The sequence below is a fragment of the Lysobacter enzymogenes genome (assembly GCF_017168095.1).
GTDB lineage: Bacteria > Pseudomonadota > Gammaproteobacteria > Xanthomonadales > Xanthomonadaceae > Lysobacter > Lysobacter enzymogenes_D.
In genome coordinates, this window is record NZ_LXSD01000058.1 from 1 (window position 1) to 21,376 (window position 21,376).

The 21,376-nt window shown below is 68.0% G+C and carries 18 protein-coding genes; 10 read left to right on the top strand and 8 right to left on the bottom strand.

The window, feature by feature from the left end:
- The first annotated feature begins 129 nt into the window (after positions 1-129).
- The 8 genes from pip to A7A76_RS26010 all read left to right on the top strand — a co-directional run bounded on the left by pip (position 130) and on the right by A7A76_RS26010 (position 11,358).
- Positions 130-1,071 carry a prolyl aminopeptidase gene (gene pip / locus A7A76_RS01615; protein WP_206409557.1) on the top strand — a complete coding sequence of 314 codons (942 nt, stop codon included), beginning with the start codon at positions 130-132 and terminating at the stop codon, positions 1,069-1,071.
- 517 nt (positions 1,072-1,588) lie between these two features.
- Positions 1,589-3,964: a glycosyltransferase family 2 protein gene (locus tag A7A76_RS01620; protein ID WP_206409558.1), complete on the top strand. Its 2,376-nt coding sequence runs from the start codon at positions 1,589-1,591 to the stop codon at positions 3,962-3,964.
- On the top strand, positions 3,961-4,749 hold the full coding sequence (locus tag A7A76_RS01625; protein WP_206409559.1) for an ABC transporter permease: 789 nt from the start codon (positions 3,961-3,963) through the stop codon (positions 4,747-4,749). The genes A7A76_RS01620 and A7A76_RS01625 overlap by 4 nt, the downstream gene beginning before the upstream one ends.
- Before the next feature lie 37 nt (positions 4,750-4,786).
- Positions 4,787-5,920 (top strand): ABC transporter ATP-binding protein, encoded by a 1,134-nt coding sequence (locus A7A76_RS01630; protein ID WP_206409560.1) that lies wholly within the window; start codon positions 4,787-4,789, stop codon positions 5,918-5,920.
- 124 nt (positions 5,921-6,044) lie between these two features.
- Entirely contained in the window at positions 6,045-7,877 is a 1,833-nt protein-coding gene (locus tag A7A76_RS01635; RefSeq protein WP_206409561.1) for a glycosyltransferase family 2 protein, read from the top strand.
- Positions 7,874-9,211: a glycosyltransferase family 4 protein gene (locus A7A76_RS01640; protein WP_206409562.1), complete on the top strand. Its 1,338-nt coding sequence runs from the start codon at positions 7,874-7,876 to the stop codon at positions 9,209-9,211. The genes A7A76_RS01635 and A7A76_RS01640 overlap by 4 nt, the downstream gene beginning before the upstream one ends.
- Positions 9,212-9,215: 4 nt before the next feature.
- Positions 9,216-10,196, top strand: a complete 981-nt coding sequence (locus A7A76_RS01645) for a class I SAM-dependent methyltransferase (RefSeq protein WP_206409563.1) — start codon at positions 9,216-9,218, stop codon at positions 10,194-10,196.
- A gap of 7 nt (positions 10,197-10,203) precedes the next feature.
- Positions 10,204-11,358, top strand: a complete 1,155-nt coding sequence (locus A7A76_RS26010; RefSeq protein WP_206409564.1) for a glycosyltransferase 61 family protein — start codon at positions 10,204-10,206, stop codon at positions 11,356-11,358.
- 34 nt (positions 11,359-11,392) lie between these two features.
- Here the strand turns inward: A7A76_RS26010 and galE are convergent, their stop codons facing one another.
- From galE to A7A76_RS01680, 6 genes are all read right to left on the bottom strand, one after another.
- The gene (gene galE / locus A7A76_RS01655) at positions 11,393-12,364 is read right to left on the bottom strand and encodes a UDP-glucose 4-epimerase GalE (protein WP_206409565.1); all 972 of its coding nucleotides are present in this window, start codon (positions 12,362-12,364) and stop codon (positions 11,393-11,395) included.
- Positions 12,365-12,486: 122 nt separating this feature from the next.
- Positions 12,487-13,215, bottom strand: a complete 729-nt coding sequence (locus tag A7A76_RS01660; RefSeq protein WP_206409566.1) for a class I SAM-dependent methyltransferase — start codon at positions 13,213-13,215, stop codon at positions 12,487-12,489.
- A 27-nt stretch (positions 13,216-13,242) separates the two neighbouring features.
- Positions 13,243-14,187: a class I SAM-dependent methyltransferase gene (locus A7A76_RS01665; RefSeq protein WP_206409567.1), complete on the bottom strand. Its 945-nt coding sequence runs from the start codon at positions 14,185-14,187 to the stop codon at positions 13,243-13,245.
- A 130-nt stretch (positions 14,188-14,317) separates the two neighbouring features.
- Positions 14,318-14,887 carry an NUDIX hydrolase gene (locus A7A76_RS01670; RefSeq protein WP_206409568.1) on the bottom strand — a complete coding sequence of 190 codons (570 nt, stop codon included), beginning with the start codon at positions 14,885-14,887 and terminating at the stop codon, positions 14,318-14,320.
- Between the two features lie 133 nt (positions 14,888-15,020).
- Positions 15,021-15,962 carry a 5'-3' exonuclease gene (locus tag A7A76_RS01675; RefSeq protein WP_206409569.1) on the bottom strand — a complete coding sequence of 314 codons (942 nt, stop codon included), beginning with the start codon at positions 15,960-15,962 and terminating at the stop codon, positions 15,021-15,023.
- 61 nt (positions 15,963-16,023) lie between these two features.
- Positions 16,024-16,605 (bottom strand): nitroreductase family protein, encoded by a 582-nt coding sequence (locus A7A76_RS01680; protein ID WP_206409570.1) that lies wholly within the window; start codon positions 16,603-16,605, stop codon positions 16,024-16,026.
- A gap of 120 nt (positions 16,606-16,725) precedes the next feature.
- Here A7A76_RS01680 and A7A76_RS01685 point away from each other — a divergent pair, with 120 nt between their 5' ends.
- Both A7A76_RS01685 and A7A76_RS01690 read left to right on the top strand, forming a co-directional pair.
- Positions 16,726-19,011, top strand: a complete 2,286-nt coding sequence (locus tag A7A76_RS01685) for a DUF1631 family protein (protein ID WP_343225263.1) — start codon at positions 16,726-16,728, stop codon at positions 19,009-19,011.
- A gap of 184 nt (positions 19,012-19,195) precedes the next feature.
- Positions 19,196-20,314, top strand: a complete 1,119-nt coding sequence (locus tag A7A76_RS01690) for an NAD(P) transhydrogenase subunit alpha (RefSeq protein ID WP_206409572.1) — start codon at positions 19,196-19,198, stop codon at positions 20,312-20,314.
- Positions 20,315-20,404: 90 nt separating this feature from the next.
- Here the strand turns inward: A7A76_RS01690 and A7A76_RS26175 are convergent, their stop codons facing one another.
- Positions 20,405-20,506, bottom strand: coding sequence for a DUF6053 domain-containing protein (locus A7A76_RS26175; protein ID WP_428995063.1), 102 nt, complete (start codon positions 20,504-20,506; stop codon positions 20,405-20,407).
- 188 nt (positions 20,507-20,694) lie between these two features.
- Complete coding sequence (locus A7A76_RS01695; RefSeq protein ID WP_206409573.1) at positions 20,695-21,198, bottom strand: DUF3106 domain-containing protein; 504 nt, start codon at positions 21,196-21,198, stop codon at positions 20,695-20,697.
- Positions 21,199-21,376 lie beyond the last annotated feature (178 nt).

Genomic DNA, 21,376 nt, shown 5'->3' on the forward strand with positions numbered 1-21,376 from the left:
CCCGCCGCCCGGCCCGTCCCGACGCGGGCCGGCGGCGCCGTCCGCCGCTGCGACCGAACCGCCGGACCGGGCACCGATCGCCCCGGCCCGGCCGGCTAAACTGCGGGCATCCCGACTGCGAGGCCCGCGATGCGCACGCTCTATCCCGAACTCGAACCCTTCGACACCGGCACGATCCAGGTCGACGGCCGACACACCCTGTATTACGAGCAGTGCGGCAATCCCGACGGCAAGCCGGTGGTGCTGCTGCACGGCGGGCCCGGCGGCGGCTGCAGCGCCAAGATGCGCCGCTTCCACGACCCGGCCAAGTACCGCATCGTCCTGTTCGACCAGCGCGGCAGCGGCCGCTCGACGCCGCACGCGGACCTGGTCGACAACACCACCTGGGACCTGGTCGCCGATATCGAGAAGCTGCGGGTCAAGCTCGGCGTGGAGCGCTGGCAGGTGTTCGGCGGCTCGTGGGGTTCGACCCTGGCGCTGGCGTATGCGCAGACCCACCCGCAGCGCGTGACCGAGCTGGTCCTGCGCGGCATCTTCATGCTGCGTCGCTGGGAGCTGGAGTGGTTCTACCAGGAAGGCGCCTCGCGCCTGTTCCCCGACGCCTGGGAGCACTACCTCAACGCGATTCCGCCGGTCGAGCGCCACGACCTGATCAGCGCCTACCACCGCCGCCTGACCAGCGACGACGAGAAGACCCGCCTGGACGCCGCGCGCGCCTGGAGCGTGTGGGAAGGCGCGACCAGCTTCCTGCACGTGGACGCGGACTTCGTCAGCGGCCACGAGGACGCCCAGTTCGCCCTGGCCTTCGCCCGCATCGAGAACCACTACTTCGTCAACGGCGGCTTCTTCGAGGTCGAGGACCAGCTGCTGCGCGACGCGCACAAGATCGCCGACATCCCCGGCGCGATCGTGCACGGCCGCTACGACGTGGTTTGCCCGGTGCACAACGCCTGGGAACTGAAGAAGGCCTGGCCGAAGGCCGAGCTGGAGATCACCCCGGCCTCGGGCCATTCGGCGTTCGAGGCCGAGAACATCGACGCGCTGGTGCGCGCGACCGACCGCTTCGCCTGAGCGCAGGCGCGGCGCGGACGGCGGGGCCGTCTGCGCCGCGCGATTGCGGCGCGCCTTCGCGGCGCGCTTTGGCGCCATAAATAGGCTTCGACAGTGAAGTTGCGGTGCCTGTTCGCGACCTGAAATCACCGTCACCGCACCGATCGGCCCGCGCGACGGTCGCGAACGAAAGCGAACGGCTTGGCGATTCTTGCGCAATTGCGCGAATCGGCGAGAAAACGCTACATCAACGCTAGCCTCGCGAGACATCGAAAGCGAGTTTTTGTCACTGCGTTAATGTCACTGGAAATGTGCAACGCATTTGCGCAAGGCCGATTGCGATCAACGGCTTGCGCGTTTCGCGCGACTGAATTCAGCGCAATTCGGCGAACTTTCCCCGCTTGACTGACTTTTCCCATCGGCGCTGCAATCGCCCGCCGATCGGGTCCGGCGTCGTCGACGACGCACGCCGCGCGACCGGATCGGACGATGACGAAGCATGCGCGGGCGCTTGGAAGGCGCCGCACGACGAGGGGAAATGTTCGCAACCAGGACTTATGCGCTAGGCGCGCAACTGCGGCTGACGCCGATCCATCAACTGCGCTCGCTGCCCGCGCGCTCGCCGACCGGCTATGTGGCGCAAGGCGAGGATCCGCAGTTCGAGGTCGGCAGCGCGCAGGGCGAGTTGCCGCCGCCGGGATGGTACGTGCTGGACCTGCGCTTCGAGCTGGAGGAAGGGCGCATCCTCGCGCCCTGCCTGTATCCCGATTTCGGCGCCGGCGTGTCCGAGGCCTTGCGCATCGGCCTGGCCGAGCCGGGCGGCGACGGGCGTTCGCGCAGCGTGGTGTTGATCGGTTCGCGCCTGCATCGGCTGCGCTTCGATCCCAGCGAGCATCTGGCGCAGTTCGCCGTGCGCGAATTCCGCCTGCGCCGGGTGTCGCGGCTGCGCGCGGTGTGGGAGCTGCTGTGCGGAATCCAGCGCGCGCGCCGCGAGGTGTTGTGCGAAGAGGCGGTCGGCGCCGGCCTGCGCTTCCTGCGCGCGGCGCTGCGCGGCCGCATCGGCGACGGCGGCAAGGCGCTGCTGCAGCATTACCGCCGCGCGCTGCGTCAGGGCGCGCATTCCTATCAGCATTGGCTGGCGCGCTACGACCGTGCGGCGGCGGAACCGGCGGTGGAATCGGCGGCGGCCAAGCCGCCCATCGGCGAACGCGCAGCGAGCGAGCCGACGCTCGCTGAGCCCGCCGCGAGCGCGCCCCCGCCGACGATCTCGATCGTGCTGCCGGTGCGCGACCCGCCCCTGCCGTGGCTGCGGCGCTGCCTCGACAGCGTGCTGGCGCAGACCTGGCCGCACTGGCAGCTGTGCATCGCCGACGACGCCTCGCGCTCGGGCGCGGTGCGGCGCCTGCTGCGCGACTACGCCGCGCGCGACGCGCGCATCGCCCTGCGCCTGCGCGACAACCACGGCCATATCTGCGAAGCCAGCAACAGCGCGATCGAACTGGCCGAAGGCAGCCACCTGGCCTTCCTAGACCACGACGACGAACTGGCGCCGCAGGCCCTGGCCGAAGTCGCCCGCGCGATCGCCGAGCACCCGCGCGCGCGCCTGTTCTACACCGACGAGGACAAGATCGACGAAGGCGGCCGCCGCTTCGAACCCAACTTCAAGCCGGCCTGGAACCCCGACCTGCTGCGCGCGCAGAACTACATCTGCCATTTCGTCGCCATCGACGCGGCGCTGGTGCGCGAACTCGGCGGCCTGCGCCCCGGCTACGAAGGCGCGCAGGACCACGACCTGCTGCTGCGCTGCGCCGAACGCCTGGACGACGCGCAGATCGTGCACATCCCGCAGGTGCTGTACCACTGGCGGGTGCTGCCCGAATCCACCGCGCTGTCCGGCGGCGCCAAGCCCTATGCGCTGGAAGCCGGCCGCCGCGCGATCGAGGAGCACTACGCCCGCACCGGCGTGCGCGCCCGCGTCGAGGTTACTGAACACGGCTACTACCGCAGCGTGCGCGGCCTGTCCGAGCGCCCGCTGGCCTCGTTGATCGTGCCCACCCGCGACCGCGTCGGCCTGCTGCGCACCTGCGTGGAGAGCGTGCTGCAGCGCACCGCCTACCGGCCGCTGGAACTGCTGGTGGTCGACAACGGCTCCAGCGAGCCGGAGACGCTGCGCTACCTGGACGAACTGCGCCAGCGCGAACACGTGCGGGTGCTGGCGTGGCCGCACCCGTTCAACTTCTCCGCCATCGTCAACTTCGCCGCCGCGCAGGCGCGCGGCGAGGTGCTGTGCCTGCTCAACAACGACACCGAAGTGATCGCCTCGGACTGGCTCGACGAACTGGTCTCGCACGCCGTGCGCGAGGACGTCGGCGCGGTCGGCGGCATGCTCTATTACCCCAACGACACCATCCAGCACGCCGGCGTGATCCTCGGCATCGGCGGCGTCGCCGGCCACGCCCACGGCCACCTGCGCCGCGCCAGCAACGGCTACCTCGGCCGCGCCGGCGTGGTCCAGAACCTCAGCGCCGTGACCGGCGCCTGCCTGGCCTTGCGGCGGACCGTGTTCGACGAAATAGGCGGCATGGACGAAACCCTCGCCGTCGCCTTCAACGACGTCGACCTGTGCCTGCGCCTGCACGCGCGCGGCTACCGCAACGTGTGGACGCCGCATGCGGAGCTGTATCACCACGAGTCGGCTTCGCGCGGGCCGGAAGACACCCCGCAGAAGCGCGAGCGTTTCCTCGCCGAGACCGCGGCGATGCAGCGCCGCTGGGGCGTCCTGCTCGCCAACGACCCGGCCTACAACCCCAATCTGTCGCTCGAAAGCCTGCATTTCGACCTGGCGTTTCCGCCGCGGTCGCGAGGCAGTCGGGTCTGTGCGCATGCCTCACCCATGAAGGGAGCCACCGCTTGAGTTCCATATTCTCGCATCTGCACCAGAGCCTTCGACGGCCCGACCACTGGCTGTATGGAAGCTGGCTGGATACGGTCGTTCGCTATCGCCGGATGCGCCTGGGCATCGCCTGGCTGCTGATTCCGACGGCGGTATACATCTGGGGCATCGGCGGCTTCCTCGCGTCCATGCAGACCGGCATGGACAAGGCGCGCTATTTTGCCCATGTCGGCATCGGCTTCGCCGTGTTCCGGTTCATGGCCACGGTCATGGTGGATGCCTCGAACGTATTCCAGGGTTATCAGAGCTACATCCTCGATGGCCAATTACGCCTCACCGATTACCTCCTGCGCAACCTGGCGCGTTCGTTCCACTATCTGTTGATATCGATGCCGGTAGTCGCAGTGGTGGTGGTGTCGTCGCCCGATTTCACTCCCGCCGGCCTGCCGTTGTCGTTGGCGGGAGTGGCGGTCCTGCTGTTGAACATGTTCCTGCTCTCGACCTTGCTGGCTTTCGTCGGAGCGAAATACCCCGACCTGCACGAGGTCATGGGCAGCGTGATGATGGCCGCCTTCCTGGTGACGCCGGTCGTGTGGTATGGCCAGGCGCAAAGCGGAACGCCTCAGGGCGCGCTGATCGAAGCCAATCCGTTTCATCACCTGTTGCATCTGATTCGTGCGCCTGTGCTCGGCGAAGCCATAGCGACTTCGACCTACGTCTATCTGGGCGCCATGACCGCGTTCGGCTTCGTCGCGGTGACGTTGGTCTATCCGCGCATGGCCAGGAGGGTTCCTGCATGGCTGTGACCGAATCAAGAGGCTCAGCCAGGACGATCGAGGATCTATGAGCGACATTCTTCTCAGAGCGCACGATGTAACCCTGGACATGCCGTTGGATACGCAGCGGGTGTCCGTAGCGTCCGGGGGCGGTTTCGGAGCCGCACTCGGCGGGGCGACCCGCCGCTACGTCACGGTGTTGTCGAGGATCGAGTTCTCTGCGTCCGAGGGCGACCGAATCGCATTGATGGGGCTCAACGGCGCGGGAAAGAGCACGCTGCTGCGCGTGCTCAACGGCGCGTATCCTCCCACCCGGGGCGTGGTGCGCAGCAGTGGGCGCATGCAGTCCTTGCTCAATCCAGGTTTGGGGTTCTCCGACTACGCCACGGTCGCGGAGAATGTGGTCCTGCGCGGAACGGCGATGGGACTGCGCCGCGCTCAGTTGAACGCGGCGATGGGCGACATCCTGGATTTTTCGGGGTTGCGCGAACGCGCGTCACAACGCCTGCATACGCTTTCGGCCGGGCAACGCATGCGCCTTGGCTTCGCCATTTCGACGGCCGTGCAGCCCGACATTCTGCTGATGGACGAATGGATCGCGACGGGTGACGCGGTTTTCGTCCAGCGCGCGCAGGAGCGCTTGCGCGACCGCTTCCACGCGAGTCGAATCGTGGTGCTGGCAAGCCACGGGGTCGATCTGCAACGGCAGTTGTGCAACAAGGCGCTGGTGCTTGACGGTGGAAAGATGCGCTTTTTCGGCGCGATCGACGAGGGGGTTTCGGTCTATCGCGACATCGTCGCTGCCGCGAGCGCCAAGCATTCGAGGCTCGGCGACGGCGACGTGCCCTTGCTGTTCGGCGACGTGCGTGGATTCGTCGAAAGGATCAGGCTGCTGCCGCGCGGGATCGAGGTCGAGGGATGGGCGATCGGCGAGAAGGGCCGCGAAGCCGAAGCCCTCCAGGTCGATTTCGATGGCAGCCATTACCGCCTGGATACGTTCGAGCGGATCGGCCGCGACGACGTGCTGCGCGCCTCCGCGCGCCGCTCCGGCACCTATGGGTTCCGGTTCGTTCTGCCTTGCGCCGACGTCGCCGATCTGCCCAGCATAGGGTTGCGGTTGAACGTGTCGGTCGTCAGCGCCAAAGACAAGATCGGCCAGCCGCTGCAGACGGCGGTCGGGGTGATCGTGGAGGCGGCATGATCGCGACCATCGATGCGGGTTCGGGCCTTGCGGCCTTCGCATTGCCGCATGGATCTGGCCATGCGGCGGCCGGCACGGTCCGATGCGGGTTTCGGCCGGCGATGGCGAGCGGAGTCGGACGCCGATGAAGATGCCGATCCTGGCGGCCCGGGCCAAGACGACGGAAACGGCGGCCGCGACCGCGAACGATCCGCTGCGCGGCGGGCCGCTGACGATATCGTTGGGCGCCGGCGCATCGGCGCTGTTGAAGATCGATTCGATCGGCCGAGCCGCGGGTTGCGTGGTGGTGTCGGGCTGGAGGATCGGTGAAGTCGAACCCGCGCTGGAAGCGGCCGGGCAGGAACTGGACTGTGTGCTCGAACGGGTCCGGCGCGACGACGTCGCCGCGCATTTTCCGGGGCGGGATGCGGAAGGCTTGGGCTTCGTGCTCATCGCCGAAGCCGACGACGAGAGTCCGATCTGCCTGTGCTGGGAATCCGCCAGCGGCCGCTGCCGTTCCGCGCTCGCGCCGGTCGGCGTGGACGAACTGGACGATGCGGCGATCGCGTCGATGGGCGAAGGCAGGGTGCTGTTGCTGCGGCGGCTGGAGGTCGGGAGCGCGCAGTGGAAGGCGCTGGTCCGCTCGTTGCCGGCGGGAGAAGGCAGCAGCGCGGCGGCCGGACATCTGGAAAGCGCCGTATCCATCGGCGCCGGAGAGGGCGCGGTAGTCTGCGGCTGGGCGGCCGGCGCTGCCGACGTGCGGTTCTGGCTGGAGAACGAAACCGGCGAGGCCCGGCCGCTCGATGCGGCATCGCGGCTGGAGCGCAGCGACGTTCTGCAGAGCGTCGGTGCACGATTCGGGATCGGCGCGCTGGAGTCCGGTTTTGTAACGTATCTGGAGGGGTTTTCGGCGAGCCAGAGCGTCGTGCTGAAGGCCTTGGCCGACGGCAAGGTGCATGAGCTGCATCGGATCGGCTGCGCCGCGTTGCCGGCCGATCCGCTGGCGGTCAGCCGGTGGCTGTTCGGCATCCCCGTTGGCGAAACTGCGCTGGCTCGACATCACGCATTGGTCGAGGAGCCGGCGCTGTCGAGGTTGATCGAGCGCGACCGTCGCAGTTGGGAAACCCTCCCGAGACGTTCGCATACCCTGGGGCGGCTGGCTCCCGATCCTGAAGTCAGCGTCATCGTTCCGCTGTACGGACGCTACGATTTCGTCGAAAACCAGATGGTCGAGTGGGTGCGAGACCCGTGGTTCCTGGCTAATGCGGAGTTGATCTACGTGATCGACGACCCGGCTCTGGAAGCCGCGTTCCGGACCCACGCGCTGGAACTGTTCCGCTTGTATGCCGTCCCGTTCAAATGGGTCGGCGGCGTGGTGAATCGCGGTTTTTCCGGCGCCAACAATCTCGGCGCGCAAGCGGCGCGGGCCGAGCGTCTGCTGTTCCTCAACAGCGACGTGTTCCCGGATGCTCCGGGCTGGTTGGAACCGCTGCTGGCGGCGCTGAACGGCCGCCCCGACCTCGGGGCAATCGGGCCCCGGCTGGTCTTCGCCGAGGGCGGCATACAGCACGCAGGCATGGTGTTCGAACGGCTCGACGAGTATGGAGTCTGGATAAACCGGCATCCGTATTCGGGCCTGTCTCCCGCCCTGGATCCGCACGTAGGCCTGGTCGAAGTGCCGGCGGTGACCGGCGCCTGCATGCTGGTGAGGCGCAGCGACTTCGATGCGGTCGGCGGATGGGACACCGGCTATCTGATCGGCGATTTCGAGGATTCCGATCTGTGCCTGAAGCTGCGATCGATCGGCCTGGGAACGGGTTACCTCCCCACCGTCCAACTCACTCATCTGGAACGACAGTCGATGGTATCGCTCGGTGTCGGCGAGTACCGCATGCGGGTCGTGCTGTGGAACGCGATGCGTCACCAGCGCCGCTGGGGCCACGTGCTCGACGGGGATGCGACAGGGGCGACGCAATGAGCGCGCCATCGCCTGAGGGCGCGTCATCGATGGCTGCGGCGCATGGCAGGTCCGGATCCGAGCGCATCCTGGTGGTATCGCACCGGCATCCCGACTTCAGCCTGGGCGGAGGCGAAATCGCCGCATACAACCTGTTCCGCGCGTACCGCGAACATTCCGCCGTATCCAAGGCCTGGTTCCTGGCCAGCGTGGATCGCGGTCGCGGCGCGAACGGAGGCCTCATGCCCAGGCGCGATGGCGAGTATCTGTGGGAGCAAGGCATTCATGATTGGACCATGCTCAAGGCCGCCGATCGGCGCAGCGTCACCCAGGGATTCGCCGAACTGATCGCGGCGTTGCGCCCGACCATCGTGCACGCGCACCACTACGCGCATCTGGGCGTCGAGTTCCTGCGCGTGATCAAGCAGGTCGACCCGAACATCCGGATCTGCCTCACGCTGCACGAGTACATGGGCATCTGCAATCGCCAGGGACAGATGATCAAGACCAGCGGGCGCCTTTGCAGCCGCGAGTCCTTCGAGGACTGCCGCGGCTGCTTTCCGCAGCTGAGCGTGCAGGATCTTTGGCGGAGAAAGCAGTTCATCCAGCGTCATTTCGATTATGTAGACCAGTTCGTATCCCCCTCGCAGTTCCTGCGCGCGCGATACGTCCAGTGGGGGCTGGACGCCGGCCGAATTACGGTGATCGAGAACGGACAGGACGATGCGCCACGCGTCGCGGCGCGAGGCGTCGATGCGGGTGGCCGGCGCAACCGGTTCGGCTTCTTCGGCCAGATCAATCCGTTCAAGGGCCTGGATGTGCTGCTCAAGGCGCTGCACGAACTGCCCAAGGCGGAGCGCGGGCGAGTGGTGCTGGAAGTGCACGGCGCCAACCTGGAGGCCCAGGCGGGGGATTTCCAACAGTCGATCAAGGCGCTGGCGGAGCCGTTGATCGCCAAGGGCATCGTGAAGTGGGGGGGGCCGTACCAGCCGCACGAGCTGCGCAGCCGGATGGCGAACGTGGATTGGGTCGTGGTTCCTTCCATCTGGTGGGAAAACTCGCCGATGGTGATCCAGGAAGCGTTCGTGTGCGGCCGGCCGCTGCTGGTGTCCGACATCGGCGGCATGGCCGAGAAGGTCGAGCACGGTCGCGATGGCCTGCACGTGGCCTGCGGCAGCCCGCATGCGTGGGGCAAGGCGCTGCTGGCAGGGACCGACCCGCAACTGTGGCAGGACTGCGCGGACTCGATCCGAAAACCGTTGACGCATGCCGACTGTGCGGACCGGCATCTGCGCATCATCAAGGCCGGCGTCGTCGCGCGCACCGGCGTATCAACCGGCGTATCAGCGGAGTAGAGCGATGGGATATCAGAGTTTCGGCGACGAGAAGGGCGATTCGGATTCGGCGGCGAAGCTGGCCGTACTCGATCTCCCGCTGGACATGCGCGGAAAGCGCTTTCTCGACATAGGCTGCAACGAAGGCTTCTTCTGCCTGGAAGCGATTCGCCGCGGTGCGGCGCAGGCGGTGGGCGTGGATATGGACGCCGCGGTCTTGGAGCGGGCGAGAGCGCGCGCCGCGGGACTGCCCGTGCTGTACCAGAACAGCAGTTGGTGGCAACTGCCGGAAGGGCCTTTCGATGTCGTCCTGATGTCGAGCGCCCTGCATTACGAGCCCAGGCCGAAGGCGTTTCTGGCGGAAGTCGCGCGCCGACTGGCGCCGGACGGGCTTTTCGTCCTGGAGGCCGGCGTCTATGGCGGCAGCGACGAGAAAATGTGGGTCGATGTGCAGCGGCACGACGGTGCGCTGCGCTTTCCTACCCGACGGATGCTGGTGGAAGACATCCTGTCAAGCATGGCGGTGCGCTACATCGGGCCAAGCGTATCCCAATCCGGGGATCCGCTCGGGCGACAAGTCTTCCACTGTTGGGCGCGCCGCCCGACGGCGGTCGTTCTGTCAGGCGGGTCGGGCGAGGGGAAGACCTATTTGGCCTCGCTCCTGACCGCACGCTCGGGCGCGGCGCGCGTGGACCACGACCATGTGCTGGCCTTGATCGCCAAGGATGAATTTTCCAGCCGCGACCCGCTGGTCAGACAGATCGTGGAGCGCTTCCAGGTCGACAAGATCTATCGTCTCGTGACCGAGCTCGTCGCCGAAGGCAAGGGCGAAGCCTACGGAAGGTTGCTGGCGAAATTCGTTTCGTCGGAGAACGACCTGGTGGTGGTGGAGGGGTTCGGCTTTCTGTTTCCGCAGGTCATGGATGCGTTCGTATCCGAGCTGGAAGCGCGGCGTTTCGTGATCTGGCGTGCCGAGCGGGCGGGGCGTCGGCCGGATGCTGAATAGCGCTCAGGTGGAATCGCTCAAACGGCGGCTGTCGGCGGGCGAGTCCGTGGCCGCTCATGAAGGCTTCCCGGTGGCTCGGGTCGACGCATCGCGGCGCGACGAAGGCGAATGGGTCGCCAGCGAAGCGGCCGCGCAGGTCGCAATGCCGGCTCCCGAGTTCGTGCTGGGGCAACCTGAGGACGCCTCGTGCCTGGTCGGCGTATCGGCCTGCGATTTGCGCGTTCCGGAGAAGCGTATCCGGCGTTTCGCCAACGTCCAGGTAGTGGGATGGCGCTCCATCGCCACGCGCGACGGATTCTTCTCCAGCGCCCAGAACTATGTCGAAGGCGACGCGGACGCGTTTTTCGCCACCCCGCACGAAGGTTTCGCTGCGTCAGGCCGTCGCCTGCATTGCGTTTCGAGCGCTTCGCCGCGGCTGGTCATGGGCGGCGATACCTTGTTCCTCAGCGGCCTGGAGGCCGGAAACTACGGTTCTTTTCTATTCCGCTTCCTGCCCAAGCTGCTGCTCTTCTGCGAGTTGGGGCTGGCGGTCGATCAGGTGGTGGTGCCGGACAAGTCCTCGTTCGTGTCGCAGGCCATCGCCTGGGCGGGACTGGACCGCACGCGTTTGATCTCGGTACGCGAAGCCGCCGGCATCGTGTTCGAGCGCGTTTACATGATCGACGACTTCGAAGCCGAAGGAGCCTTTTGCGCCAGCACCCGCGACCGGTTCGCGAGGAGAGTGGGGGAACGCGATCCGCGCCGCGCGATTTACGTGTCGCGCTATCTCAGTCACGGTTATCGGCCCGGCTACCGTCCGTTGCGGAACGAACTGGAACTTCAGCGCGCGATGGCTCGCAGGGGGTTGGAGGTCGTGTATCCGGAGCTGCTGGGGTTCCACCAGCAGGTCGCCTTGTTCTCGCAGGCGCGGCTGCTGGTCGGGCCATCGGGGTCGGGCATGCTGAACGCCATCTTCGCGGCCGCGGGCAGCCGCGTGCTCGATCTGGAGAGCTATACGACGACGGTGCGCCAACACGCGAAGATCTACGGCACGTGCGGGCTTCGCTACGGGTTCTGCTTCGGAAATTATGCGGACGCGCCCGGGTCGCCCGGGTTCTTGCGTGCGTGGACCGTGGAGATAGAACAGGTGCAGGCCGGCGTGGAGCGGTTGATGGCGTCGTAATCCGTAGCCGCTCGCCGGGTTCGCCCGCGCGGCTTCAGTAACTCGCGTTGCGATGCCAGTCCCATGCGCTGGAGACGATCTCGTCCAATCGCTGGCGGCGCGGATTCCAGCCTAGATGCTCCCTGGCCCTGAGGCTGGACGCGACCAGTACCGCCGGATCGCCGGGGCGCCGGGGGGCGTATTCGAATGCGACAGGCAGACCGCTGACCGAGCGCGCGCTGTCGATGACCTGGAGGACGCTGAAGCCGGTGCCGTTGCCCAGATTGAAGCAATGCGCGCCGGTGCGCGTCTGCATGTAATCCAAGGCCTGCAGGTGCGCCTGGGCCAGGTCGAGTACATGCACATAGTCGCGCACGCAGGTGCCGTCGACGGTGGGATAGTCGTTGCCGAATATGCGCAGTTGCGGACCCTGGCCCAACGCCGACCGCAGGATGTTGGGCAGGAGGTGGGTTTCCGGTGTGTGCGATTCGCCGATGCCTGCCTCTGCGGCCGCGCCGGCTGCGTTGAAATAGCGCAGCGATACCGAACGCAGGCCGTAAGCCTGTGCCGCGTCGGCCAAGATGCGTTCCACCATCCACTTGCTTGCGCCGTATGGATTGATCGGCGCCTTGGGATGGTCTTCATCGATCGCGTCGGCGCACGGACGGCCGAAGATCGCGGCCGTGGACGAAAACACGAGGCGTTGCACCTGATGCCGGCGCATGGCCTTAAGCAGATTCAGGCTGCCGCTGACGTTGTGCGTGTAGTAGTCGTAAGGGGCCGCTACCGACTCTCCGACCAGGGAACGCGCGCAGAAATGCATGACCGCATCGACCGGTCGCGCGAAGGCGATGTCCAGCGTCTCCGGCCGCAGCAGGTCGGCTTCGACCAGGGGCCCCCAGCGCACGGCCTGGCGATGCCCGGTGCTGAGGTCGTCGAGGACGGTCACCTCATGTCCGCGTTCGGCCAGGACATAGGCGGCATGCGAGCCTACGTAGCCCGCGCCGCCGCAAATCAGGATATGCATGAAGGAAAGAGATGGGTCGGTTCGTTCCTTTCAGGCTAGACCGCGGTGCGAAACGGCGAAAGTTCGAAAAAATGCTGTTTTTTAAGGCAAAGATCGCGCCTTATGGCTCGCGTCGTTGTGGCTCAAAAGTGCTTGAGCACGCAGATGGACTGGCCCAGGCAACCCATGCCGCTTTGTTCGCTGCCGTTCGCCCAGCGGATGGTCCTATCCAAGGGGATGCTTGGAACATGGCCGTCGACGATCCGCTCCACGCGCAGGTTCAGATGCGCTGCGAAGGCGCGGATCATGTCGCGATCGACGAACTGGTTGAGGACTTTGTCGGGGCGGGTGTCGGCCACCGAGTTTTCGAATATGAACCAATGCGTCGGCAGGGCGAACTCCAGGAACGAGAACACGATGCTGCCGCCCGGGCGAAGCACCCGCCGGGCTTCTTCGAGGTAGCGGTAGCTGTCCTCGTGCAGCAGGTGGGTGAACACCGAGAAGAACACGACGAAATCGGCGCAGCTTTCGGGTTCGGCGATCGACGTTCCGGTCGCGGTATGGAACGTCCAGTCGTCGCGGCCACACAGCTTGCGCGCATAGGCGTGCAGTTCCGGAACTGCATCGATCCCGACATAGCGGCCTTCGAGATAGCCCTTGAGCTGCGCCGCCAGGCGTCCGCTGCCGCAGCCTACATCGACCAGGGTGTGGTGCGGCTGCAGGCCCAGATCCTTGAGCAGGCAGAACTCCAGCGCGCCGACGGTTTCGAAGTCTCCGCCGACCGCGAGCGACATCGCCGTGGCTTCGTCGTGTTGCGCTAACAGTTGTCGGCTGTGCTTGCGGTAGCTGCTCAACAGATCCGAAAGTTTCATGGTGCTAGGGGCTTCCCGGCCGGTAGATCAATTCGAAGGTTTGCGGGCGTGCAACGCGTGGGCGCTGGCCAGTTCGATGCAGCTGCCCGAAGCCAGTTCCGTGGCGATCGCATCGAGCTCCAGTTGCGTCGCCGGCGCGAGCAGTTGCGACACGGTCATCGCCTCGAAGCGGTCGCGTTGCGCTGCAGGGAGGCCGTGCGCATAGCGGGTCAGGAACCATTGCAGGGCCCAAATCGGATGCATGGCGCCGTAGATCTCGAAACGCTGTTCGTTCAGGCCGGCGAACAAGTTGCGCAGGCCTTCGCGGGTCATGTTGTAGTAGTGGTGGGGATAGCCGTGGAGGGGCTGCATGAAGGGCGCCACGCACAGCAGTTCGCCACCGGGGCGCAGTACCCGGATCAACTCCGCGGCCGCGGCGAACGGATTCTTGACGTGCTCCAGGACGTTGAGGCTCAGCACCGCGTCGAAGCATCCGTCGCGGAACGGCAGGCATTCGGCCACCGCCAGCACGTCGGTACTGTCGTAGGCGACGATCTCCGTATTGAGAACATGGGCGTAGTAGGTGCCGCGCATGCCGGCGCCGCAATCGAGCACCCAGCCGTCGCGATGGCGCTCGATGAGCTCCAGCGCGCGATGGTCGTATTCGTGCGCGCTGATGTTGTCGGTGGCGATCACGCCGCAGCGTTCGCGCAGCGTGTCGTCGAGACAGTCGATCGCCGTGGCGCCTGCGAGCCCGGCGTTCGGATCGCGCAAGCAGGCGCGGGCCCGGGCGAGCTTGGCGCTCTTCCATTCGGCCGGAATCGGCACGCGCTGGTTGCGGCTCTCGCGACGGCCGAAGGCGTCGAAATGATCGTATCCGCAAGCGATGACGCCTGTGGAGACAGCGCGCGCGACATCCGGATTGGCGTGCAGATAACCGGTTTCGTCGAAATGCTCATCACTGGCCGGAACCAGCAGGCGTAGGTGTTTCATGCAGCGCCCCAGGCCGGACCCGAATTGATTTCGCTATCGGGCCAAGAGCCTATCGGCGGTCCAACGGGGTGCCTATGAGACTTGTCTGAAAAATTCGGGCGCGATCGCGGCCCAGCCGGTAGCGGCGGCGTCAGCCCACCACCGACCCATCCGGATTCCGCTCGATCATCCAAAGCCCCGCCCACAGCTTCAAGTCCAGCTCGTAACCCTCCGCCTGCCGCGCCATCAGCCACGCCGGGGCATCCGCGCGCGGGACTTCGTGGACCACGATGTCCTCGCCGGCGACGCCGCCGCCGGGGCCGACGCGGTGCAGGTCGGTGGCGCGGACGAAGGCGATGCGTTCGCTGCTCATGCCGGCCGAGGTCGGGCCGGTCAGCAGGACTTCGACCCGGCGCGGTTCCCAGCCGGTTTCTTCGATCAGTTCGCGCGCGGCGGCCGATTCCAGGGTGTCGTGGGCATGGTCGTCGCCGACCAGGCCGGCCGGCATTTCGATGGTGCGGGCGTTGAGCGGCACGCGGAATTGCTCGACGAACAGCACGTTGTCGTCCGGGGTCACCGCGACGATGATCACCGCCATGCCCTTGCCGTGGGTGCGCTCGGCATATTCCCAGTGGCCGCGCCGCATCATCCGCAGCCATTGGCCGGTGTAGATGGTTTCCACGGGTTCGTGCTGGGCTGCGTGATCTGCGGGTGCGGTCATAGCGGTCCTCGCCGGTGGCCCGCGCGGCGGCGGCGGGCGGTGTGATGGGATGCGGTGCTGCGGCGCCGGGCGCGCGCGGCGCCGCTGCGCGGGCGCGAGGCGCAACGCGCGCTCGCGCGGGAAGGCCAGGATGCTACGACGGAACCTGTGACGCAGCGAAGTCCAGCCCGACCGAGGCGTACAGCCGGCGCCGGGTCATCGGGCCGAAGCGCAGGCGGTCGCACAGGGCTTGCAGGGTGTCGGCGTCGGCGCGGCCGCGGCGGTAGTGCTCGCCGTCCTCGGCCAGCGGCGCGTCCAATGCGATCGTGGTCAGTTGCCGGCACAGCAGCGCCTGGGCGCGGTGCTCGCGCAGCTTGGCCGCGGCGCTGGCGGCGCCGCGCAGGCGCAGGAACGGGACTTCCTCGACCCGCGCCAGCAGGGCGTCGAGGCTGCCGAAGTGGCCGAGCAGCGCGGCCGCGGTCTTGGCGCCGATGCCGGGCACGCCGGGGATGTTGTCGACCGCGTCGCCGCACAACGCCAGATAGTCAGCGATCTGGGTCGCCTGCACGCCGTGGCGCTCGGGCACGCCGGCGGCGGTCCAGCGCAGGCCGCGGGCGAAGTCCCATTGCTCGTCGGCGGCGTGCAGCAGCTGCGAGAGGTCCTTGTCGGCCGATACGATCACGCCGCGGTAGCCGTGCCCGCGCATGCGCAGCAGCGCGCTGCCGATCAGGTCGTCGGCCTCGTACTGCACGTCGGCCAGCACGCTCAGGCCCAGGGCCGAGCACAGCGCCTTGCAGTGGACGAACTGGCGCTTGAGCGCGTCCGGCGCCGGGTCGCGGTTGGCCTTGTAGGCCGGGTACAACTGGTTGCGGAAGCACGAATCCAGCGCCTCGTCGAAGGCGACGGCGATGTGCTGCGGGCGCTCGCGCTCGATCAGCTCCAGCAGGAAGCGGGCGAAGCCGTGCACGGCGTTGCTCGGCCAGCCTTCGGCGTCCTGGAAGTCGTCGGGGATCGAATGCCAGGCGCGGAACACGTACAGGCTGGCGTCGATCAGATAGACCGGCGTCTGCGCCGCGGCGGGTGAGGTCGAAGTCATGCGCTCATTCCAGCACGCGCGCGGCCGCGCCGATACCGGGACGGTCGAAGACCGCCAACCGTCACGGCGACCACGCCTGGGTCAGCGCGGCCGGATCCGGGCGCTCGCGTTCGGGCGCTTCGAGCTTGGCGGTGCCGATGTGGATGAAGCCGACGATGCGTTCGTGCGCCTGCACGCCAAGCCAGCGCTCGACCTGTTCGTCGTAGGCCGGCCAGCCGGTCAGCCACACCGCGCCGAAGCCCAGCGCCTGCGCGGCCTGCAGCAGGGCGAAGCAGACGCAGCCGGCGGTGAGGGTGCGCTCGAGCTCGGGGATCTTTTCGTCCGGGCCGAGCTGGGCGATCACGGTGACGACCAGCGGCGCGTGCGAGTAGCGGCCGCGATCCTTTTCCACCGCCGCCGGGCCGGCGTCAGGGAAGCGCTCGATGCCGCGCGCGGCGACGCGCTCGCCGAGCGTGTGGCGGGCATCGCCTTGGATGGTAAGGAAACGGAACGGCACGCGCTTGCCGTGGTCGGGCACGCGCACGGCCGCGGCGAGCATACGCTGCAGGGCGGATTCGTCCGGTCCGGGCTCGGACAGCTGCTTGGCGGGCACCGAGCGGCGCTGGTCGAGGGCGGCGAGGAGGTCGGGGGCAGGGGTAGGCATTTAAGGAATCTGAATCTCGGTCACAAAAATGAACGGCGACACATGAATGGTCGCATCTAGGCACTATCCTGACGTTCGCGGTCGCAAAAAGACGTGCCGCATCCACCAGGGGGACTGCGAGTGTCTGGTCACTTGCACGGTGTCGTCAGCAACACGCGAGCGGATCCCGCGCGCGTGCTCGAAGAACTCAAACGACAGACGCTCGAGCAACTCGGGGGGCTGCCGGGCTCCCTGTACGGACCGATCGAGGAAGCCCTCAAGGCCGATTCGCTCAAAGGCGACGGCCGCAACCACCAGTTCGAAGACCAGGCCGCATTGTGGGTCCTGCGCCAGCAACAGGCCAGCCATGTCATGGCCTTCCGCCAGCAGATCGCGCAAGGCTTCGAAGCCTATCGCGCGTCGGCCGCGGCGGTGGGCGGCGTCGGCGGCTCGCCGCTGCAACTGGTCGGCGAACAGCAACTGGCCTTCGACCTCGACGGCGAACGCCTGATCGAACTGCTCGAATCGCGCTACCAGCGCCCGCTGGAAATGGTGCGCGCGCGGCTGCAGATGCTGGCCCAGGCGCTGGGCGCGCCGGAAGGCGTCAACCCGATCGGGCCGTACCGGCTGGTGCGCGCCTTCACCTCGGTCTACACCGAGGCCCAGGTCACCGAAAGCCTGCGCGTGCGCCTGTTCCGCCAGTACGAGCAGGAACTGGCGCGGCTGCTCGGCGACCTGTACGCGCGCATCAACCAATTGCTCGCCACCGCCGGTTACGGCATGGCCACCGGCGCGCCGCCGGCCGGTCCGGCGCGCGCGGCGGCGGAAGAGCGCCGCGACCGCAACACGCTCGACGGCGTGTTCGACACCGTTCCGCATCGCGAGGCCGCAGCGTCCGTGCCGCACGACTATCAACAAGGATCGTTCCCGCCCGGGTCCGGCCAGGGCGCCGGCTACGCGGCGCCGGGGGCGCCGGTATCGCAGGTCGAAGTCGCCGCGATGGCGGCCGAACTGGCCGAACTGCGCACCCAACTGCACGCCTGGCGCGAGGGCCTGGTCAAGAGCGGTGGCCTGCCGCCGGGGCACCAGCCGCAACGCACCATGGCCCAGCGCCGCGAACTGCGCGTGGACGAAGTGGTCGGCATGGCCTCGCTGCTGCAGCCCGAGCCGCCGGACGCGTTCGCGCGCGCGCTGGCGGTGTCCGGGCGCCTGGGCGAGACCATCCGCGACCAGCTCTACGACGGCGCGCGCCGGCTCGGCTTCAACCCGGACCAGACCTGCTTCAGCCCGGAAGAGGACGACGCGATCGACCTGGTCGCGCTGCTGTTCGATTCGCTGTTCCGCAACCACGCCCTGCAGGACCGCGCCCGGCGCGTGTACGCGCGGCTGGTCATGCCCTACGTCAAGGTCGCGCTGACCGACAACGAAGTGTTCGTCAAGCGCGAACACCCGGCGCGGCGCCTGCTCGATGCGATCACCGAAGCCTGCGAAGGCAACGACGGCGAGACGCCGCAGGACCGCGACCTGCTCGAGCGCGCCTCGGAAATCTCCCAGCGCATCGTCTCGGACTACAACGAAGACCTGGCCGTGTTCGAGCTGGCCCATGCCGAGCTCGACGCGATGCTGTCCCAGCACCGCCGCCGGATCGAATTGCAGGAACAGCGCGCGGCCAAGGCCACCTACGGCCGCGAGCGCCTCGGCGCCGCGCGCAGCCAGGCCGACCAGGCGGTGCGCGAGCGCATCGGCGACGGCAAGCTGACTTCGGCGGTGGCCGATTTCATTTCCACGCCCTGGCGCCACCACCTGGTGCAGGTGCTGCTGCGCGAGAACGAAGACCCCAAGCGCCGCGCCCAGGCGATGGCGCTGGGCGACGCGCTGGTGATGGCCGACAAGCTCGCCGCCGAGAACCGCGGCCGCGAACTGGCCGACCAGTTGCTGGCGCTGCAGCCGATCATCATCCAGTGCCTGTCGTCCTCGGGTCTGGACGAAAGCGCCGCCCAGCACGCGATGGCCGGGCTGGTGCGGGCGCTGGCGACGCCGGACAAGGAACGCAGCGACCATCCGCAGCCCAGCGCCGCGGAAGTCGAAGAGGACGTGGCCGAAGAGCGCCGCCGCTATCTCGACGATGCCGCCGCGCAGGGCGGGCACGACCCGTTGCTGGCCGAACGCATGCGCCAGCTCGAGCCCGGCGACTGGCTGCGCCTGACCAGCCTGCAAGGCGAAACCATCGCGGTGAAGGTGGCCTGGCTGAGCCCGCTGACCTCGCGCCTGCTGCTGGTCAACCGCCGCGGCGTGCGCGCCCTGGTCGCCTCGGCCGAGGAACTGGCGGTGCTGGCCTCCAGCGGCCGGCTGGTGGTCGGCGCCGAGCGCACCGCGTTCGATGAGGCGATGCGGCAGGTGCGGCGGCATTTGGATCGGGTGATTTGAAGGCAAGGAGATAGCGGATAGGAGGTAGGAGATAGCCGAAAGCGGGCATGTCCGCCCGGCTTCGCTATCTCCTACCTCCTACCTCCTATCTCCTATCTCCTATCTCCTATCTCCTATCTCCTATCCGCTATCTCCTGCCACCCCGCATCCGCTACGATCAGCCGAACCGGGCACGGAGCAGAGCATGTCGGGCATCACGATAGGCGTTGCCAGCGAAACCGCTGCCGGCGAGAAGCGCGTGGCGCTGACGCCGGAAACCTGCAAGAAACTGATCGCCCGCGGCGCGCGCGTGCGCGTGCAGCGCGGCGCCGGGCGCAGCGCCGGCTTCACCGACGAGGCCTATGTCCAGGCCGGCGCGGAGCTGGCCGAGGACGCCGCCGGCGCCACCGCCCAGGCCGACGTGGTGCTGTGCGTGCAGGCGCCCGACGGCGAACGCCTGAACCTGCTGCGCGAAGGCGCGGCCCTGGTCGGCCTGCTGCAGCCGCAGGCCGACGCCGCGCGCGGCGAGGCCATCCTCGCGCGCAAGCTGCTGGCCTTCCCGCTGGAACGCCTGCCGCGCACCACCCGCGCCCAGGCCATGGACGTGCTCAGCTCGCAGGCCGGCATGGCCGGCTACAAGGCGGTGCTGATCGCCGGCCAGCTGGCGCCGCGCTTCTTCCCGATGCTGACCACCGCCGCCGGCACCATCCGGCCCTCGCGCGTGCTGATCGTCGGCGCCGGCGTGGCCGGCCTGCAGGCCATCGCCACGGCCAAGCGCCTGGGCGCGCAGGTCGAAGGCTTCGACGTGCGGCCGGAGACGCGCGAGCAGATCGAATCGCTGGGCGGCAAGTTCCTCGACCTGGGCGTCAGCGCCGCGGGCGAGGGCGGCTATGCGCGCCAGCTCACCGACGAGGAGCGCGCCGAGCAGCAGCGCCGGCTCGGCGAACACCTGAAGAACATCGACGTGATCGTCTGCACCGCCGCGGTGCCGGGGCGGCCGGCGCCGAAGATCATCAGCGCGGCGATGATCGCCGGGATGAAGCCCGGCAGCGTGCTGGTCGACCTGGCCGCCGAAACCGGCGGCAACTGCGAACTGACCCGTCCGGGCGAAACCCTGGATATCGACGGCGTCACCGTCGCCGGCCCGCTCAACCTCGCCAGCAGCGGCGCGGTGCATGCCAGCGAGATGTTCGCGCGCAACGCGCTGAACTTCGTCAGCCTGTTCGTCGACGGCGGCGAGCTCAAGTACGACTGGAACGACGAACTGCTGGCCAAGACCGTGTGGCCGGAGCGCAAGGACGAGGCGCACAGCGCGGCGGCGTAGCCGGCCGCATCCGGTCGGGCCTGCGCCCGAGTTTGTCCAAGCCTGCCTGGGCCTTCCTGTGGGAGGGCCTTCAGGCCCGAGGCTTTTTTCTCAGGTCGCTGCGATCTGAAACCAGGGCATCGGGCCTGAAGGCCCTCCTACAAAGCCGAGCGCCGAAGAACCGGCGAACGCGCAGATCCGGACGCTGCCCAGGTCCTGCCCCGTGAGCGCCGGATCTGCGCGTTCGCGCGGAGGGGAAGGTTGCGGATGTTTCCTGTAGGAGCGGCGCGAGCCGCGACCGCGGCACCGTGATAACGACGCAGGTCATCGTAGTTGCGGCGTAAATGTGGCGTCGCGGTCGCGGCTCGCGCCGCTCCTACAGGGGGCGGCGCGGTTTTCGTTCAATTGCGCGGCGGAGGCGGCGGGAACGGCGGCTCGCCGCGGCCACCGTGGTCGCCGTGCTCGCCGCGCGGCTTGGGCGGCGGCGGGTTGGCCTGGACCCAGGCGCGGCGCTGGTCGGGCGTCATCGCCCGCCACTTCTCCATCAGCGCGCGTTTGCCGTTCTCGTCCAGGCCGCGCATCTTGGCGAACAGCGCGCGCATCTGCCCGCGCTCTTCCGGGTCCAGCGCTTCCCAGCGCTTCATGCCGTTGCGCGCCTCGCGGCGTTCGTCGGGAGTCATCTGCTGCCAGCGGCGGGCGCGCTCGAGCATGCGCTGGCGTTCGTCGGGCTGGCTGTTCCAGCGGTCGCGCATCGGCGCGATCAGCTGTTCGCGCTGGGCCTGGCTGAGCTGGTCCCAGGACGGCAGGGCGGCGCCGGCGGCGGCCGGCGGCGCCGCCAGCGCGGGCGCGGCGAGCACGGCCAGGGCGATGGCCAGGCCGGCGCGGGCGAAGAAGGTACGGCGCATGGCGGTCACTCCACGTGGGTGCGCGGCAGGGCGTCGGAATTGGACGCCAGCCACAGGTACAGGTCGGGATTTTCGTCGAGCGCGGCGACCGCGGTGTCCGGGTCGTAGCCGGTCTCCACCGTTACCGGCGCGGCCGCGGCTTCGCTGGCGGGAGCGATGGCGACGGCGAGCGGCGCGG